Raw genomic sequence first — 15,720 nt, forward strand, 5'->3', positions numbered from 1 at the left:
CATCCGACGACGACGCTGCCCGGGCCCGGGCTCGGACCCGGGCCCGGGCAGCGTCCCTGCGGTGTCAGCGGCCGTAGCGGATCAGGGCGCGGACCATGCGGCAGGTGGTGTCGGACGGCGGGTGGATGCCGATGCTCTGGGCCGTGTCCCGTATCGTCGCGTCCGTGGCCTTCGACGGGATGTAGACCCCGGCGTCGAGCAGGGCGATCGCGAGGCGCATGGCCTTCAGACGGCGGTTGTGCGACACGTACCACTCGCGGGGTCGGCCCGCGGGGAGCGGCTTCTTCTGGAGCGGCTTCCAGGGTTCGAGGGACGGCGTCCGGATCACGGCGAGAGCCATGGGCTACCTCCTGGCGAACGGTGGGGTGCGGGCCCTCCTCGGGACCCTCACCTTCACCCCCCATTTTAGAGACCCCCACTGACAATCGCCCCTGGCCAGGTGGGGTTTGGGGGGTGGTGGAGGGGGCCGTGGGGGGTGCCGTGCGGGTAGCGTGTGGGGCATGGAGATCTGGATCAATCCCGCCTGTTCCAAGTGCCGCAGCGCCCTCACGCTCCTCGACGCGGAGGGCGCCGACTACACCGTGCGCCGCTACCTGGAGGAGGTGCCGACGCCGGAGGAGATCCGGGAGGTGCTGAAGCGGCTCGGGCTCGAGCCCTGGGACATCACGCGGACCGGCGAGGACATCGCCAAGGAGCTCGGGGTGAAGGACTGGCCCCGGGACGAGGCGGACCGGGAGCGGTGGATCGAGGCGCTCTCCACCCATCCCAAGCTGATCCAGCGGCCCATCATCACGGCGGAGGACGGCACGGCCGTCGTCGGCCGGACCGAGGAGGCCGTGCGGGACGCGCTGTCCCGCTGAGCCGCCGCGCTCGGCCTGTCAGCCCGCCAGGAAGCGCGTGAGCGTCGACAGTGCGGCGGGCGGCAGGTCCGCCGGGAGGGTGTGGTGGGTCGCGGCCGGCAGGGACTCCGTCACGATCCCGGGGACGGCCGCCCGCGCCCGGGCGGCGATCCGGGCCGCGTCGTGGACGCGGCTCCCCCCGGCGACGAGCAGCAGCGTCGGCGGTCGCAGGGCGGCCAGTTCGGCGCGGGTCGGGCGGGGGCCGGTGACCGGGCGGTACCGGGGCAGCTCCGCCGCCAGGGCGTCGAGGCGCCGCACCGCCGGATCGTGCTCGGCCCCGCCGGTCTCCCAGGCCAGGAGGGCCTCCGCCCGGGCGGCCGTCGGGCGCAGCAGCAGGGGCAGGGCCCGCAGCAGATAGCCGGGGTGGAAGCCGGCGAAGCAGCCGGTCGGGTCGAGGAGGGCGAGGCGGTCGGTCCGGTCGGGGGCCGCCAGGGCGTACCGGAGCGCGATCCACCCGCCGTACGAGTGCCCGCAGAACGACGCCGACGTCAGTCCGAGGCCGTCGAGCAGGGCGTCGAGCCAGGCCGTGAGGTCGGCGGCGGTACGGATCGGGCGGCCGTCCGCCCGGCTGCGGCCCGGTCCGCCGACGAGGTCGACGGCGTGGACCCGGTGCGTCGCGCCGAGCGCGGCGGCCGTCGCCCGCCAGGAGCAGGCGGTGTTCCCGCCGCCGGGCAGCAGGAGGACCGGCGGGCCGTCCTCGGGGCCGTGGTGGAGGACGTGGGTGGTGCCGTGGGGCGTGCGGAGTTCCGAGGCGGTGGTGGGGTGGGGCCACGTGGCGAGGAGCGCTTCGTAGGCGGCGTCGTAGGTACCGGCGGTGGTCCTGGCATGCGGCATCGCGCTCGTCCTCTCGCTCGGCAATAATCTCGCTCAGCAAGATAATAGGAGGATGTCGTGGCCGAGTCACCGGAGATGCGGATCTTTCACCTGCTGCGCGAGGTCACCGTCGAATACGGCCTGCGCCAGGGCGAGTTCGCCGCCCGCAACGGCATGCACCCGACGGACGTACGGGCCCTGATCTGCCTCCTCGACGCCGAGCGCGCCGGCACGGACGCGACCGCCGGGTGGCTCGGCGAGCGGCTCGGCCTCAACTCGGCCGGCACGACCGCCGTCGTGGACCGGCTCGAACGGCTCGGCCACGTCGCCAGGGCGCGCGACGCCCGGGACCGGCGGCGCGTCCTGCTGACCGTGGAGGACCGGGCGAAGGAACTGGGCCGCGCGTACTTCGGGCCGCTGATCGACGGGACGGTCGCCCTGCTCGGCGGCTTCACCGAACACGAGACCCGGGCCGTACGGCGGTTCCTGACCGGGGTGCGGGACCTCATGGAGGGAAGCGAGGGCGGGGCCGGGGACGGAAGCGGGGACGGGGACGGGACCGGGAACGGGGACGGGACCGGGGACGGGACTGGGACCGGGGACGGGACCGGCACTGGGACTGGGACCGGGAACGGGGACGGGACCGGCACTGGGACCGGGACCGGGACCGGGAACGGGGACGGGGACGGGGCCGGGGGCGAGGACGGCACCAGGACCGGGGGCGTCGCGGCAGGAGAAGGGGCGTGAGCGGCGTCGGCGGGCTCGGGAACGATCTGCACCTGGACCTCGGCGCCGGCGGCAGCCGCCGGGCCGCGCTCATCGGGGCCCTGCGCGAGGCCGTGCGCGAGGGCCGGCTCGCCCCCGGCACCCTGCTGCCGCCCTACCGGTCGCTCGCCGCCGACCTCGGGATCGCCCGCAACACCGTCGCCGACGCGTACGCCGAGCTGGTCGCCGAAGGCTGGCTCACCTCCCGCCAGGGCTCCGGCACCCGCGTCGCCGAGCGGGTCGCCGCGCCCGCCCCCGGCCCCGTGCGCCCGGCCGCGCCGCCACCGCTCCCGTACGACCTCGTCCAGGGCAAACCGGACCCCGGCGTCTTCCCGCGCGGCCCCTGGCTGGCGGCGGCCCGGCGGGCCCTGACCGACGCGCCGCACGAGGCCTTCGGGAGCCGCGACCCGCACGGCCGGATCGAACTGCGCCGGGCCCTGGCCGAGTACCTCGCCCGGGTCAGGGGCGTACGGACCTCGCCGGACCGGATCGTGATCTGCTCGGGCGCCGCCCACGCCCTCCGGCTGCTCGCGCGGGTCCTCGGCACTGCCGGGCCCTGGGCCGTCGAGGCGTACGGCCTGCCCTTCCACCGGGGCCTCCTCGCCGAGGCCGGGGTCCGTACGGTGCCGGTGGGGGTCGACGGCGACGGGGCCCGCACCGGGGAGATCCCGCCCGGGGCCCGCACCGTACTGCTCACGCCCGCCCACCAGTTCCCCACCGGCGGACCCCTGCACCCCGAGCGCCGGGCCGGCGTCCTGGAGTGGGCGCGGCGCTCCGGCGGGCTCGTGGTGGAGGACGACTACGACGGGGAGTTCCGGTACGACCGGCGGCCCGTGGGCGCCGTCCAGGGCCTCGACCCCGAACGGACCGTCCTCCTCGGCTCCGTCAGCAAGAGCCTCTCCCCCGCACTGCGGCTCGGCTGGATGTGCCTGCCGGCGGCGCTCGTGGACGGTGTCGTCGCCGCGAAGGGGGAACGCGAGCCGTACGCCTCGGCCACGGACCAGCTCACCCTCGCCGACTTCCTCGGCTCCGGCGCGTACGACCGGCACGTCCGGCGCATGCGCCGCCGCCACCGGGAGCGGCGCGACCGGCTCACGGCGGTGCTCGCCTCCCGTGTGCCGGAGGTACGGGTGACGGGCATCGCCGCCGGTCTGCACGCCGTCCTGGAGCTGCCCGCCGGCACGGAACGGGCGGCGCTCGCCGCGGCCGCCCGGCACGGGGTCGCCACGGAGGGCCTGGCCTCCTACCGCCACCCCGACGCCGAGGGCCCCGCCCGTCCGGACGGCCTGGTCGTCGGCTACGCCACCCCGCCGGAACGGCTGTACGGGGCCGCCCTCGATGCCTTGGGGGACGCCCTCGCCGAGAGCCTCAGTCGCTCAGCTCCTTCGTCATGAACAGCTCCTGACCCGCGCCGCCGTCCGGGGCGTACCCGAGGCGCTCGTACAGCGTGATCGCCGGGACGTTGGACGCCAGTACGGAGAGCCGGAGGACGCCCGCTCCGGTCCCGTGGGCCCAGCTCTCGACGGACGCGATCAGGCGGGCCGCGAGGCCGTGGCCCCGGGCGTCGGGCGCGACCCAGACGGAGCGCAGCTCGGGTACGGCATCGGGCGCGAGCAATCCGGCCGCGAGGCCCACGGGCCGGGCGCCGAGGACGGCCAGGACGCCGTACGCGGCGGGGTCGTCGAACCGGGCCCGCCACTGCTCCTCCCCGCCCCGCTCCCAGTCGGCGAGCCGCGCCTTGAACGCCTCGGGCGAGGCGGTGAGCGAGGCGATCCGGGCCTCGCGCCAGAGGGGCCAGTCGGCGGGCGCGACGGCCCGGAGGACCGGCCGGCCGGGGCCGTCAGCCACTGATCGCACGACGCTCCGCCTCCGTGAGGATCTCCGTGATGCGCAGGCCGAAGCGGGCGTCGCAGGCGTGGGGTTCGCCCGTGCGGGCCGCCGTGACGAGGGCGTCGACGGCCGCCGCGAAGGCCCCCACCGCGCCGCCCCAGCGGGGCAGTTCGGCCCGGCCGCCGGTGCCGTACAGGCTGAGGGCCGCCTCCGCCGCCTCCGGGGGCGCGCTCAGGGTGAGCGTGGCCGTGCTGCTCGCGCCCGAGGCGTGGCGCAGCACCAGGTGGTGGGTGTCGTCCGGGCCCGGGGCGGCGGTGACGTCGGTGACGTCGCCGAGGACCGGCAGGTAGACGGAGAGGACGTGCGGGCCGACGTCCCACAGGCCGCCCTTCTCCCGCCGCCAGGGCGAGGCCGCGTACGCGCTGGTGGAGCCGGGGCCGTAGAGCGAGCCCAGCCAGTGGGCCTCGCCGAGGAACCAGCCGCCCGCCGCCGTCTGCTCGGCTATCCAGCGGGCCGTCGGCTCGGCGAACCGCAGGGTGCAGAAGACCACCGAGGCGACCCCGGCCGCCTCCACGGCCTCGGTCACCTCGCGGGCGAGCGCCACCGTCGTGGCGACCGGTTTGTCGAGCAGGACGTGACAGCCGGCGGCCGCCGCCCGGACGGCGAAGGGGGCCTGGACGTCCGGCGGGAGGGCCAGGGCGACGGCGTCGCTCGCGGCGAAGAGGGCGTCCACGTCCTCGTACGCACGCGTGCCGGACGCGGCGGCGAGCGCGGCGGCCGCCTCGGGGCGTCTGCCCCACACCCCGCTGAACTCGACGCCCGGATGCCCCGCGAGCGCGGGCGCATGCGTGCGTTCGGCCCAGGGGCCGGTGCCGAGGAGTCCGATACGGGGCTTCGCGCCCAGTTGCTTCGCCATGCCCCCAGTCTGCCGGGCGGCACCGACAACGACCGCTGCCCGTAATCCGCTGGCGGTCCTCCCCCGGCCCGGTGTTAGCGTTCCCGGGCCGGCCGCGGGACTCCGGTGCGACTTCCGGAACCTGCCTCTACAGCAACGTCTTCGCTGCTCGCGCCCCCATTCCCCGGCCGGCGTCCATGCGCACGAAGGGGAGGGTGCCGTGTCCGAGCTCGTCGCCGCCGAGGACGTGCTCCTCTTCGTCAACGCCGCCGTGACCGCCACCGGCCAGCGCGAGTTCCGTTCCTCCGCAGCCGAGCAGCGCTTCTCCCTCGCCTTCCTCCACGAGTACGTACGGGTCAACTACCGGCCCGTGTACGCCGCCGCCCTCGCGCTCGACATCAACGACCACAACGCCGCGCTCATCGCCGAGCACCTGCTCCGCACCCCGAAGGAGGCGGAGCCGGGCGAGGGCCGGCTGATCGCCGCCCGCCTCGCGCTGCTGCCGCCGCAGCGGGTCTACCGGCTCTTCGGCGCCCTGCGCGCCGCCGGGGTCAACAACCGCCGCACGCGCGCGATCGTGCGCGCGTGGCTCGCGGCCCGCCCCGACCCTGCGCTCGACGCGGTGAAGTACCGGACCGGTCTCAAGGCCGCCCTCCGGCACGTACACGCGCGGCCGGCCGACCCCGAGACGGGCGACTTCCTCTTCGCGCCGGGCCGCCGGGTCCGCTACGAGAACGCCACGCTCGACGCGCACCGCCGGGCGCACTACGAGCAGGGCGCGCTGTACGAGTTGCCGTTCACGGTCGCCGAGGGGTTCGCCGCGAAGCACGGGATACCCCGCGCGGTGTTCCTGGAGCGGATCGCGCCCCGGATGACGCGGCTCGAACGGCTGCGTACGGACCGGGCCGCGGATCTGTCGGTCATGCCGCTCACCCGGCTCGCCCTGTACGTCCTCGCCCTCCCGTTCGCCGAACGGGTGGAGCGGCGGGCCGAGCTGACGGCTGCGCTGCGCGCGGCGGCCCGGCGGGCGGCGGGGCCGTACGCCGGGAGCTGGGGGCGGGTGGCGGCCGTGCTCGACGACAGCTTCTCCTCCTCCGGTTCGGCGGTGAAGCGGCGCCGTCCGCTGGCCGTGGCCCTCGGCTGCCACTTCCTCCTGGAGGCGCTGGCGTCCCCGGGGGCGTACACCCCGCTGTGGACCTCGGGCCGGGACGATCCCCTGCTCGTCCACCCCTACGGCCCGACCCCGCTCGGCCTGCGGATCCTGGACGCCCTGGACACCGGTCCCGAGCGGCTGGTGATCGTCTCGGACGGCTGGGACAACGCGCCTCCGGGGCTCGCGGGCGAGGTGCTGCGGGTGTGGCGGTCGCGGCTGGATCCGGAGCGGGCGACGAGTGTCGTGCACCTGAACCCCGTATACGACACGGAGGGCTTCGACGTGCGCCGGCTGGCCCCGAGCGTGCCGACGGCGGGGATCAGGGACGCGGAGGACCTGGCGGCCCTGGTGGAGATCGCGCAGTTCGCGGAGGGACGGACGGGCTTCGCGGAGCTGCGGGCGTATCTGGACCGGCGGGTGGAGCAGTTCCTGAAGGAGGCGGCACCGTGACCCGGATCGATCTCGGCGGGCTCGTCACGCGGCCCGCGCAGGTGTGGGGCGGGGTGCGGCTCGTGCCGCTCGTGCGGGACGAGCCCGTGCCCGGGCTGCGGCTGCACCGGGAGGTGTACGAGGGGTGGGGTGCGGACTCCGTCGCGCTGGGCGACCGGACCGCGTACACCTCGTACATCCCGCACGGCTTCGTCGCCGACTGGACGGGGACGGGGGCGGAGGCCGCCGCGTACGGGACCCGGCTCGGGGGTGAAGGGGAGCCGACGGCCGTGCCCGTGCGCCGGCTGCACCGGATGGCGAAGCGCCGGGGGCGTGAGGACCGGCTGCGGTTCCTGCCGCTGCACCTCGCCCTGGAGGGCTATCTCGCGCTGCACTTCGGCGGGCCGTCCGTCGTCTGGGACGACTGGTCGCGTGAGGCGCTGCGGCGCGGGCTCTCGCCGCGGGCCGAGGCGGCGTACGCGGGGTGGGCGGTGCCCGGGCTCGCGGAGGCGCTGCGGGTGTTCGAGCTGCATCCGGGGCAGTGCGGGCTGCTCCTGTACGTGGCGGACGCACTGGCCTCGGCGTTCGTGGTGCCGCACGCGGACGACTACCGCCTTCTGCATCCGACGCTGGTGGAGGACCTGTACGGGGAGCTGGTCCACCAGTACGCGTACTACGGCGCCCCGGTGCCCGAGTTCACGGCGCGGATCCGGGACGGCGCCGGCGGGATCCGCGGGCTCGCGGACCTGCGGGCGGCAGCGCTCGAGCAGGAGCGGGCGTGGGCGGTGGCGCACGACGGGCTGATGGCGCGGGACCTGCGGGAGACCTCGTACTCCTTCGAGCGGGCCTACCGGATGGGTCCGTTCTCCCTGTACCGGTTCCTGCCGCCGTTCGAGCGGGGCGGGCGGGAGCAGCACATCGGCGAGGTGATCACCGACCGGAAGGGTCGGGCGGCCTATCTGAAGACCTTCCGGCTCTCCGAGAACCAGATCCGGAAGGGGTACCTCCTGAACCGGCTCGCGGACTGCGACTGGCACCTCGGGCGGACGGCGGAGGCGCTGGGGACCTCGTACGCCGAGGTGGTCCGGCGGGTGCGGGGCGCGGGCCTCGGCGGGCTCCTCGACGCGCACGCCGTCGCACGGCGGCTCCGCGAAGATCAGGAAAGCTGAGTAACACGGGGTTCACATTCGGGCAACCGACGGGAAATCCCGTGTTGCCAAGCTGCGGTCGAACACAAACAGCGCAGTCAGCGTTGAGACCGCAGCTTCTCGCAGTGCCGCGAGCCGCAGCGGAACCCCGCAGCAGCACGCCAAAGGATGAGACCCGTGACCTTCAAGGCTGAGTACATCTGGATCGACGGCACCGAGCCGACCGCGAAGCTTCGCTCCAAGACGAAGATCATCGCGGGTGAGGGCCTCGCCCTCGACGAGCTGCCGATCTGGGGCTTCGACGGTTCCAGCACGAACCAGGCCAAGGGTCACGCCTCGGACCGCGTCCTCAAGCCGGTCTTCTCCTGCCCGGACCCGATCCGCGGCGGCAACGACGTCCTGGTGCTGTGCGAGGTCCTCAACACGGACATGACGCCGCACGAGTCCAACACCCGTGCCGCGCTGGCCGAGGTCGCCACGAAGTACGCCGCGCAGGAGTCGATCTTCGGCATCGAGCAGGAGTACACCTTCTTCGACGGCACCCGCCCGCTCGGCTTCCCGGTCAACGGCTTCCCGGCCCCGCAGGGCGGCTACTACTGCGGCGTCGGCATCGACGAGATCCACGGCCGCCCGATCGTCGAGGCGCACCTGGAGAACTGCCTCAAGGCCGGCCTCGGCATCTCCGGCATCAACGCCGAGGTCATGCCCGGCCAGTGGGAGTTCCAGGTCGGCCCGCTGTCCCCGCTCGAGGTCTCGGACCAGCTGTGGGTCGCCCGCTGGCTGCTCTACCGCACGGCCGAGGACTTCAACGTCTCCGCGACCCTCGACCCGAAGCCGGTGAAGGGCGACTGGAACGGCGCGGGCGCGCACACCAACTTCTCCACGAAGGCGATGCGCGAGGGCTACGACGCGATCATCACCGCGTGCGAGTCGCTCGGCGAGGGCTCGAAGCCGCTCGACCACGTCAAGAACTACGGCGCCGGCATCGACGAGCGCCTGACGGGCCTGCACGAGACCGCCCCGTGGGACGAGTACTCCTACGGCGTCTCGGACCGCGGCGCCTCGGTCCGCATCCCGTGGCAGGTCGAGCAGGACCAGAAGGGCTACATCGAGGACCGCCGCCCGAACGCGAACGTCGACCCGTACGTGGTGACCCGCCTCATCGTGGACACCTGCTGCGAGGCCCTGGAGAAGGCCGGCCAGGTCTGATCCCGCGCACACCCTGACAGGGGCGCCCGCCGTTTCACACGGTGGGCGCCCCTGCGGCGTTGTCAGTGGGGTCTGTGACAGTGGGCCCATGCTCGACATCGCGGTGCAGACCGAGAACTGGGAGAAGCACGTCCGGCCGTCCGAGGAGGACCTGACCGGGCTCGTGCGGCGCATCGGCGCCGAGGGGGACCGCTTCCTGGTCCTCCAGCGGATACCGGACCTGCCGGACGTCTTCGCGCAGGTGTGGCACGAAGCCGGCGGGCACTACCAGCTGGAGCACCGGGCCGGCGCGCCCGAACTGCACGTCGGGACACGGCTCGACACGCCGGAGCGGGTCGCGGAGGTCCTGGCGGCCTGGGCACGCGGCGAGGCCGCCTGGGACGCCGGGCTGAGCTGGGAGAACCTGGGCTTCCCGGCCGCGCCGGCCGTCCCCGAACTCCCCGGGGAGGTACGGGAGGAGGTCGAGCGGCGGGTGCGCTCGCTGATCGTCTGCGGGTACGACGACCGGGCGCGGCTGACCCGGAGCGCCCAGGAGGACGTGTTCTCCCCGGACGAGCACCCGGTGACCCGGGAGCAGGCCGCCGCGCTGGTGGACCGGCTGTGGCTGGAGCGGGTCGCGGAGATGGCCGGCTGGGAGGGCACGACCGACCCGGAGCGGATCACCGCCGCCTTCGCCGAGCTGGACGCGGCCGGGATCGTCGCCCGCGAGCACTTCACCTGCTGCCGGTCCTGCGGCACGGCGGAGATCGGCGCGGAGGACGGTGCGGACCGGGCGCGCGGGTTCGTGTTCTTCCACACCCAGTGCACCGAGGGCGCGGCGAACGGCGGGCCGCTGTATCTGCTGTACGGCGGGTTCGACGACTCGGCGGAGACGACCGCGGCGGTCGGCGAGGAGGTGGCCGCGGCGCTGCGCGGGCAGGGGCTGGGCGTGCAGTGGGACGGGGACCCGGGGCAGGCGATCCTGGTCACGGGGCTCGACTGGCGGAGACGGCTGATCGGTTGAGCGGTCGCGCGGTTGAGCCATCGAGCGATTGAGCGGTCGAGCCGTCGAGTGGTTGAGCCGTCGAGGCGATCGGCGGCTCGTTTTCAGCCGGTGGAGTGGGTGTGACGTGACAGGGGGTGCCCAGCTCTTTTCCCTCCTGGTTTAATAGGGATATGGCCATCATGCAGAACGACACCGCGACGGGTCGCCACGACCTCGAGCCGTTCTGGCCTACCCGGGCGCACCACGACTTCGACCGGTGCTGTCGACGCGTGAGGAACGCGTCGGCCCTCTAACGCCCCGATCGGTACACGGTCCGATCCCGGCCTTCGGCCGCACGCGCACGACGTACGAGACCTCTCCGTCCGTTCCCCGCGCGAAAGAGCTGACCTGCCATGGCCCACACCCAGACCGCCTCCCTCACCGCCGTCCGTTCCGGCCGGCACCGGCTGCGTGCCGTCGATCCGAACGAGGTCGTCGACCTCTCCCAGGTGGCGGACTTCCTGCCGCCCGGCGCCACCCTGCTGCCCGCGCCGCAGCACACGCTGCCGACGCTGCCGGGGCGCCCGCCGATGGTCGGGTACCTCGTCCTCGTCCCGGCCGACCAGCAGCCGCACCTGCCCGTGGCCCCCGCCCCCGCACCGGCTCCCGTCGCGGCGGAGGAGCAGGGGCCGGTGACCATCGACGGCGTCCAGCGGATCGCCCTCGTCGACGGGCAGGCCCTCGACCTGACGTACCTCGAATTCGAGCTGCTCGCCCACCTGGTGGCGCACCCTCACCGGGTGCACACCCGCGACCAGTTGGTCACGACGGTGTGGGGATACGGGCACGTGGGCGACGGCCGGACGGTCGACGTGCACGTGGCCCGGCTGCGCCGCAAGCTGGGCGCCGAGCACCGCCACACGATCCAGACCGTGCGCCGGGTCGGCTACAAGTACACGCCCTGACAGGGCTGTCCGGCCGGGCCGGCCGGTGTTCCTCCCCTGGCGGAATCCTCCCGGAGCGGAACTCGCTGGCCCCGGCCGTCCCCGCCGGGCAGGCTCGGATCATGAAACTGCTGATGCTCGGAGGTACGGAGTTCGTCGGCCGCGCGATCGTCGAGGACGCGCTCGAACGGGGCTGGGAGGTGACGGTCTTCCACCGGGGCCGCCACGAGGCTCCGGCGGGAGCCGTCTCGCTGATCGGGGACCGCACCGCCCCCGACGGTCTCGCCGCCCTCGCCACCGGTTCCTGGGACGCCGTCGTGGACACCTGGTCGGCCGCGCCCTCGGCGGTCCGGGACGCGGCCCGGCTGCTCGCGGACCGGGTCGGTCGGTACGCGTACGTGTCGAGCCGCTCCGTGTACGCCTGGCCGCCCGCCGCCGGGCTCGCGGAGGACGGCCCGCTCGTGGAGGGCTCGCCCGACGACGGGGAGGTGCCGTACGCGGAGTCCAAGCGGGGCGGCGAGCTCGCCGCCACCGCCGCCTTCGGGCCCGACCGGACGCTGCTCGTGCGCGCGGGCCTGATCCTCGGCCCGTACGAGAACGTGGGCCGGCTCCCCTGGTGGCTGGGCCGGATCGCGCGCGGCGGGCCGGTCCTCGCGCCCGGGCCGCGCACGCTGCCGGTCCAGTACGTCGACGCCCGCGACCTCGCCGCATGGACGCTCGACGCGGTGGCGGCGGGGCTCTCGGGGCCGTACAACCTGGTCTCGCCGCCAGGGCACACCACCATGGGCGAACTGCTGGACGCCTGCGTACGGGCGACGGGGGCCGACGCCGAACTGCGCTGGACGGAGCCGGAGGCGCTCCTCGCGGCCGGGGCGGCGCCCTGGACGGAGCTGCCGGTGTGGCTGCCGCCGGGCGAGATGTACGACGCGATGCACACCGCCGACGTCTCCCGGGCGCTGGCGGCCGGGCTGCGCTGCCGCCCGGCGGAGGAGACGGTCGCGGACACCTGGGCGTGGATGGAGTCCCTCGGCGGCATCGCACCCCAGCGCCCGGACCGTCCGGGCGCCGGACTCACCCCGGAGCGGGAGGCGGAGGTCCTGGCGGCGCTGGCGAAGGAGTGAAAGGGGCGGGGGGAGTGGAAGGGGTAGGAGGGGTGGAAGGGGTGAGGTGACGGGGGCGCCCGGGGGGTCCTGCGCGGGGCATTGCTCGAAAAGTGTGGAACTGCCCGAAACCGGGCGATCCACTACCGTCGAGGAACCCGTACGAATCGGAGGAGTCGACGCCATGCCCGCCATCCCCGCCACCTCCGTCGCCAACCTCCGCGATCTCGGCGGTCTGCCGCTCGGTGACGGGCGCTCCGTCCGGCACGGTCTCGTCCTCCGTTCCGCGCAGCTCGACCGGCTCGACCCGGCCGAGCCCGCCGTGGCCGGCCTGGGCATCCGTACCGTCGTCGACTTCCGCACGGAGACCGAGCGCGGCGACCGGCCCGACCGGCTGCCGCCCGGCGCCCGGCTGCTCGTCGCCGACGTCCTCGCCGACTACCTGGCCGGCAGCGGACTGCCGCCCGCCGCGCGTCTCAAGGCCCTGCTCGCCGACCCGGCGCTCGCCGAGGAGCACCTCGGCGGGGGCCGGGTCAGGGCGGCCTTCGCCCGGACCTACCGGACCTTCGTCTCCGGCGACTCCGCCCGCGCCTCCTACCGCGCCCTGCTCGGCGAGCTCGGCACCCCGGGTGCCGGGCCGCTGCTCTTCCACTGTTCGGCGGGCAAGGACCGTACGGGCTGGGCGGCGACGGTCGTCCTGTCGCTGCTCGGCGCGGACGAGGAGACCGTGCGGGCCGAGTACCTCTCGGTCAACCCGGCGGTACGGCTTGCCTTCGCGCCCATGATCGAGGGCTTCACGGCCCAGGGCGGCGACCCCGAGCTCGCGCTCGAACTGATCGGGGTCCTGCCGGAGTACCTGGACGCGGCGCTCGACGAAGTGGCGGTCCGGCACGGGTCGATGGAGAAGTACGTACGGGAGGGGCTCGGCGTCCCGGACGAGGTGACGGACCTGATCCGCGAGCGGCTGACGGTCACCGCGGCCTGATCCCCCCGAGGGGGCGGGCCGGGGTGACCATCGGAAGAATCGCTCGTTCTGCTGAACGTGAGCACCCAGGATCTCGTTCCCTCGCCCGTGGGTCCCGTCGACGTCGAACAGGCCGAGGCCGCGCTCGTCGAGCGGTATCCGCGGCTCGTCCGCATCGCCTATCTCGTCCTGCCGCCGTCCCTCGGCCGCAACCGCCGGGTGCTGACCGCGCACGCCCTCGTCCAGCGGTCGCTGCCGCGCCGCCGGGTCCCGGGCCCCGCCGTGCCCGGGCCGCGGCAGGCCGAGGACGCGGTGGACCCGGGCTACGCGTACGTGCGGGGCGAGGTGCTGCGGCAGGCGCTGATCGCCGGGCTGCCGCTCCGGCGCCTCGCGCTGCCGCGCCGGGCGCAGTTCCCGCCGCTGCTGCCGCACGTGTGGGGGCTGCGGCTCTTCCCCCGGGTGGGCGGCGCCGACGAACTCGCCCTGGACCAGCGGCTGTCCCGGCTCTCCGGCCCCGGCCGCGCGGCGTACGTGCTCCGCGGCCTGGAGCGCCAGGGCGACCCGGAGGTCCTGCGCGTCCTGGCGGCGGCGGGCGTCGAGGACCCGGCGGCGGCCCTGGCGGAGGCGGACGCCCTGGACGACCCTGCCTTCACCGAAACCGACCGCTTCACCGAGCCTCCTGCCACCGGGGCCACTCCCGGGTCCGCCCCCGGAACGGAGCCCTGGAAGGACGGTCCCGCCAGGGTCGGCGAACAGGACGGCCCCGGGAGGGCCGGGGGCCCTGGGGAAGCTGAGGGCCCGGGTGGTGCCGGGGGCCCTGGTGCGGCTGGAGGTCCGGGTGGGGCCGGGGTCCCGGGTGGGGCTGGTCCCCTCGGCGGGGCCGGGGGCCCGGGCGGGGCCACGGGTGAGCCGGGCCGGTCCGGCGCCCCGGCCGGAGCCGGCGGCACCCCCGGGGCCCGCCCCCAGGACGGCCGCTCCGACCGGGTCGGCGAACAGGCCGGTCCGGGCAGGGCCGGTGGCCGTGCCGCCGCCGCAGGCGCCGCCCGGGAGCCCGGAGCCGACGCCGGAGCCGGAGGCACCGGAGGGTACGGCGGGTCCGGGACCGTCGCGCCCGAAAAACCAACAGGTGCCGGAGGGCCCGGTCTCCCCCGTCGTCTCAGTGGTGCCGCCCTGCTGGAGTCCGACGAGTTCGATCCGTGTGCCCTGCAGGCGCGGCCGACCGATCTGATGCGGCGGCGGCAGCACGCGCGGGCCGCGTTCGTCGCCGTCGTGGCGCTCGTCGTGTGCGGGACGCTGCTCGGGCTGCCCGGTGACGGCTGGGGCAGAAACGGTGCTGCAGCGCCCTCGTACGCCCGTAACCCCGCCGCCGAGGCCGCCCTCGACCCCGGTGCCGTCAAGCGGGTGGATCCGGCGGTGTGGCCCGGCGCGACCCGGCAGGACTTCTCCGTGTGGCCCGCGCGCGGCGGGCTGACCGGTGACAGCGCGCTGCTGCGGCGGGCGCTCGCCGTGTGGGCCCGGCCCGGTGACTCCGTACGGTCGTCCGCCACGCCCGGGACTCCCGTCGGGCCGCCGATGGGGCCGCCGCAGCTGCTGTTCGCGGGCCGCGTCGACGCCATGCGGGTCGTGCTCTTCCACGACGGGCTGCGGGCCGTGCGGTACGCGGAGCCGGTCGAGGGGACGGCGGGCGCCGCCCTCGACTTCGCCCGCACCGACGCGGCCGACACCGCCGACGCGGCCGCGCTCGTCGTCTCCCGCGCGGCGGGCAACGTCCGCTATCTGACGGCCCCCTGGGTCCGGGAGACGGCCGTACGGGACCTCCTCGCGCCCGCGAAGGCCCCCTGGCCGCTCGCGCGGGACACCGACGGGGTGACCGCTCCCCTGCCGAGCCCCGCACAGACCGGCGGCTGCACCCGCTGGAACGCCCTTCAGGTACGGGACCGCGGAGGGGTCAGGATCCTCACCGACCTGGGCGAGCTGGCGCCCGCCCGGCTGCTCTGGGGGCCGCCCGCCGCGCCCGTGGACGCGACAGGGCCGGAGGCGCGGGGGGACTGGGCGCGGACCGCCTGCCAGTTGACGGCGGTACGGGCGCACGGGGTGCGCTCCGTGAACGCCTGGCGGTACGCCCGGCAGCCGCTGCCGGAGGGCGCCGGGCTCGGCACCTGGGTGTGCACGCGCGCGGAGACCTGGCGGGGCACGGGCAGCCGGGTCCTCGCCCAGTTCCTGGTCCCGTCGCCCCAGGTCCCGGCCGCGCTCGCGGCCCGCTCCGAGGGCTCGCCGGCCTGCGGGGTGCGGGATCCCCGGGTCCTCGCGGGCGTGCTGTGGCAGGCGCCGGGCGGGAGCTGGTACGTGATGGCGGCGGGCAGTCCTGACTTCGCGTCCCTGGAGACCTCGGGCGGAGTGAAGGGCCGCTCGAACGGACCGCTTCTGGCGGTGAAGGCGAAGACGGGAGCACGGGCCGACCTGGACGGCACCCTGCGGGACGGAACGCGGAGGGCCGCGCTGCGCTAGTACGCGCGGGCAGGCGGGCAGGCGGGCAGGATCCGAGACTGATCGACGGTGTCCGGATTCCTGGCCGCTCATCTCGTCGAAGGCCACCGGCACGTCCCG

At 75.3% G+C, this 15,720-nt stretch carries 14 protein-coding genes and 1 pseudogene; 11 read left to right on the forward strand and 4 right to left on the reverse strand.

What is annotated here, in order from left to right:
* Nucleotides 1-64: 64 nt before the first annotated feature.
* The gene (locus SVTN_RS10720) at nucleotides 65-340 is read right to left on the reverse strand and encodes a hypothetical protein (protein ID WP_041128880.1); all 276 of its coding nucleotides are present in this window, start codon (nucleotides 338-340) and stop codon (nucleotides 65-67) included.
* Nucleotides 341-500: 160 nt separating this feature from the next.
* Here SVTN_RS10720 and SVTN_RS10725 point away from each other — a divergent pair, with 160 nt between their 5' ends.
* Nucleotides 501-860: an arsenate reductase family protein gene (locus SVTN_RS10725; protein ID WP_041128881.1), complete on the forward strand. Its 360-nt coding sequence runs from the start codon at nucleotides 501-503 to the stop codon at nucleotides 858-860.
* An 18-nt stretch (nucleotides 861-878) separates the two neighbouring features.
* On the opposite strand, the gene SVTN_RS10730 is transcribed toward SVTN_RS10725, so the two are convergent.
* A complete protein-coding gene (locus SVTN_RS10730; RefSeq protein ID WP_041128882.1) occupies nucleotides 879-1,733 on the reverse strand; it encodes an alpha/beta fold hydrolase in 855 nt (284 codons plus the stop codon).
* Nucleotides 1,734-1,808: 75 nt separating this feature from the next.
* Here SVTN_RS10730 and SVTN_RS10735 point away from each other — a divergent pair.
* Nucleotides 1,809-2,234, forward strand: a pseudogene (locus SVTN_RS10735) (MarR family transcriptional regulator); the annotation flags it as partial.
* Between the two features lie 221 nt (nucleotides 2,235-2,455).
* Entirely contained in the window at nucleotides 2,456-3,871 is a 1,416-nt protein-coding gene (gene pdxR / locus SVTN_RS10740) for a MocR-like pyridoxine biosynthesis transcription factor PdxR (RefSeq protein ID WP_041128883.1), read from the forward strand.
* Here pdxR and SVTN_RS10745 read toward each other — a convergent pair.
* Nucleotides 3,846-4,334, reverse strand: a complete 489-nt coding sequence (locus tag SVTN_RS10745; RefSeq protein ID WP_245727491.1) for a GNAT family N-acetyltransferase — start codon at nucleotides 4,332-4,334, stop codon at nucleotides 3,846-3,848. The genes pdxR and SVTN_RS10745 overlap by 26 nt on opposite strands.
* A complete protein-coding gene (locus tag SVTN_RS10750; RefSeq protein WP_041128885.1) occupies nucleotides 4,318-5,223 on the reverse strand; it encodes a Gfo/Idh/MocA family protein in 906 nt (301 codons plus the stop codon). The genes SVTN_RS10745 and SVTN_RS10750 overlap by 17 nt, the downstream gene beginning before the upstream one ends.
* Between SVTN_RS10750 and SVTN_RS10755 the strand changes: the two genes are divergently transcribed.
* The 8 genes from SVTN_RS10755 (at nucleotide 5,222) to SVTN_RS10790 (ending at nucleotide 15,621) form a co-directional block, all read left to right on the forward strand.
* Nucleotides 5,222-6,805 (forward strand): hypothetical protein, encoded by a 1,584-nt coding sequence (locus tag SVTN_RS10755; RefSeq protein WP_245727492.1) that lies wholly within the window; start codon nucleotides 5,222-5,224, stop codon nucleotides 6,803-6,805. The genes SVTN_RS10750 and SVTN_RS10755 overlap by 2 nt on opposite strands.
* Nucleotides 6,802-7,953 (forward strand): ARPP-2 domain-containing protein, encoded by a 1,152-nt coding sequence (locus SVTN_RS10760; RefSeq protein WP_041128887.1) that lies wholly within the window; start codon nucleotides 6,802-6,804, stop codon nucleotides 7,951-7,953. Before SVTN_RS10755 ends, SVTN_RS10760 begins: the two co-directional genes overlap by 4 nt.
* Nucleotides 7,954-8,109: 156 nt before the next feature.
* Nucleotides 8,110-9,141 (forward strand): glutamine synthetase, encoded by a 1,032-nt coding sequence (gene glnII, locus SVTN_RS10765; RefSeq protein WP_041128888.1) that lies wholly within the window; start codon nucleotides 8,110-8,112, stop codon nucleotides 9,139-9,141.
* Nucleotides 9,142-9,229: 88 nt separating this feature from the next.
* Nucleotides 9,230-10,144, forward strand: coding sequence for a DUF6891 domain-containing protein (locus tag SVTN_RS10770; protein ID WP_041128889.1), 915 nt, complete (start codon nucleotides 9,230-9,232; stop codon nucleotides 10,142-10,144).
* Between the two features lie 374 nt (nucleotides 10,145-10,518).
* Entirely contained in the window at nucleotides 10,519-11,070 is a 552-nt protein-coding gene (locus SVTN_RS10775) for a winged helix-turn-helix domain-containing protein (protein ID WP_041128890.1), read from the forward strand.
* Nucleotides 11,071-11,171: 101 nt separating this feature from the next.
* Nucleotides 11,172-12,170, forward strand: a complete 999-nt coding sequence (locus tag SVTN_RS10780) for an NAD-dependent epimerase/dehydratase family protein (RefSeq protein WP_078908287.1) — start codon at nucleotides 11,172-11,174, stop codon at nucleotides 12,168-12,170.
* Nucleotides 12,171-12,333: 163 nt separating this feature from the next.
* Nucleotides 12,334-13,134 (forward strand): tyrosine-protein phosphatase, encoded by an 801-nt coding sequence (locus SVTN_RS10785; protein WP_041128892.1) that lies wholly within the window; start codon nucleotides 12,334-12,336, stop codon nucleotides 13,132-13,134.
* Between the two features lie 57 nt (nucleotides 13,135-13,191).
* The gene (locus SVTN_RS10790; protein WP_041128893.1) at nucleotides 13,192-15,621 is read left to right on the forward strand and encodes a hypothetical protein; all 2,430 of its coding nucleotides are present in this window, start codon (nucleotides 13,192-13,194) and stop codon (nucleotides 15,619-15,621) included.
* Nucleotides 15,622-15,720: the final 99 nt, after the last annotated feature.

It is taken from the genome of Streptomyces vietnamensis (assembly GCF_000830005.1).
Classification (GTDB): Bacteria; Actinomycetota; Actinomycetes; order Streptomycetales; family Streptomycetaceae; genus Streptomyces; species Streptomyces vietnamensis.